Annotated in this window: 2 protein-coding genes; both read right to left on the bottom strand. The window is 36.3% G+C overall.

The features are described from left to right. Window positions 1-280: 280 nt before the first annotated feature. Window positions 281-958 carry a hypothetical protein gene (locus CDZ78_RS20395; RefSeq protein WP_140414269.1) on the bottom strand — a complete coding sequence of 226 codons (678 nt, stop codon included), beginning with the start codon at window positions 956-958 and terminating at the stop codon, window positions 281-283. Window positions 959-1,015: 57 nt separating this feature from the next. Continuing rightward, a partial coding sequence (locus CDZ78_RS20390) for a hypothetical protein (protein WP_211200787.1) occupies window positions 1,016-1,423 on the bottom strand: 408 nt, incomplete at its 5' end.

The raw sequence follows: 1,423 nt of genomic DNA, 5'->3' as shown, positions 1-1,423 counted from the left end.
CCTAAGGCGAGTGAAAATATTTCGGTGCTATTCATCTTTATAATTTTAGGGCTAAGGGAAATCTACAATTATAGTATTTACACTCAATATGGCATAGACCCTTAATTCCTTTGTGGTGAAAGTTTTAATATGTTATCAGGGCTGTCCTTTTAATTTTTTAAATCCGGTATAACGTGGTGAAACTATACAGCTATGCACTTATTATACGAATTCAGACTGATGTGAAATTGAGAATTATGATAGCAGATAACGTCGGGAAGTGGGATTTATGCGACAGAACCTAAAAGGCACCCTGTTCATCAAAGTCTTGATAGGCATGCTCGGAGAGCCGTTCAAAAGCATTGAAAGATCCAATAAGTGAAAAAGGCAAAGCAGGAAAAAATAGTATCCAATGCGTAACTGCCACATCCTCAGAAACTTTTGTTGTATATTTTTTTCCCGTACTTACTTCTTCAAGTTCATATATCAAATCATAGCTTATATCTACACTATTCGGAATAACAAACAAAGTAAGCCCACTTAGGATCTGCATAACAATACTGGAATTACCTTCCTGGTGCCCTTTAAGGGTTAAGTTGTATTCTGCATTTCCAGTAAATTTCTCTTTTGGAACGTAGGTAAAATCACTAATGTAGTTATTTTTTTTCCAATTATCGAGAATGCTATCATTAATAATTCTGCCTGCCTTGTTGTTTGTAATTAACTTTCCCCCATCAATATGCATTGTGAAGTCACCAACACTCTCCTCTATAGATGGTGATCTTTTTGGAATAATAGGATTTAAATCAGAAAGTCTATCCCCTGAAAATGTCATACACCCATTGAGTAATGTCAGTAAAGTAACAGTGCTACAAATTTTATAACGCTTTTGCATAATTTGTTTAGTGCGTATTTTAAAAGTGGCAACAATACCACATTTAGCACCATGTCCCCAAGTCATAGAAACAGGAGAGATCACAAAATTTCCCTTTTCTCAAATTTTCATTACACCGACACAAGAAGAGTATCTACAGCATCAGTGTTCCCCTATCTGATTCACCCTCGGAACTAATTTAGCAACAAGCGCATTGATAAAGCTACTCAGCGACTTTCCTGTCATTATTGCGTTTTGAACAGCCCGAATAGTATATGAGCTTATACGTGCGATTCTTTCATTAAAAAATAATGGATTCACAAATCCTCCCCTTTTTTTAGCTGCTTGCTGTCTTTTCTCAAGATCTTCGGTGTACTTTTTATCAGAAGGGTGAATCAACTCTGGATCTTGTATTTTAGAAAGCTCTTCGACCGTGCGTAATAAGTTGTAGCTCATTGCTGTCAGCCGCATCTGGTTCTTGAGTGAGTTATTATCAGAAGACCATGCTTTTGTTTCTTTCAAATTACTTTTACTGTTATTGAATGCTTTCTCAATCGTCCAGCGCTTGAA

It is taken from the genome of Bathymodiolus platifrons methanotrophic gill symbiont, assembly GCF_002189065.1.
GTDB lineage: Bacteria > Pseudomonadota > Gammaproteobacteria > Methylococcales > Methylomonadaceae > Methyloprofundus.
This window is presented reverse-complemented; position numbering and strand designations above follow the sequence as displayed.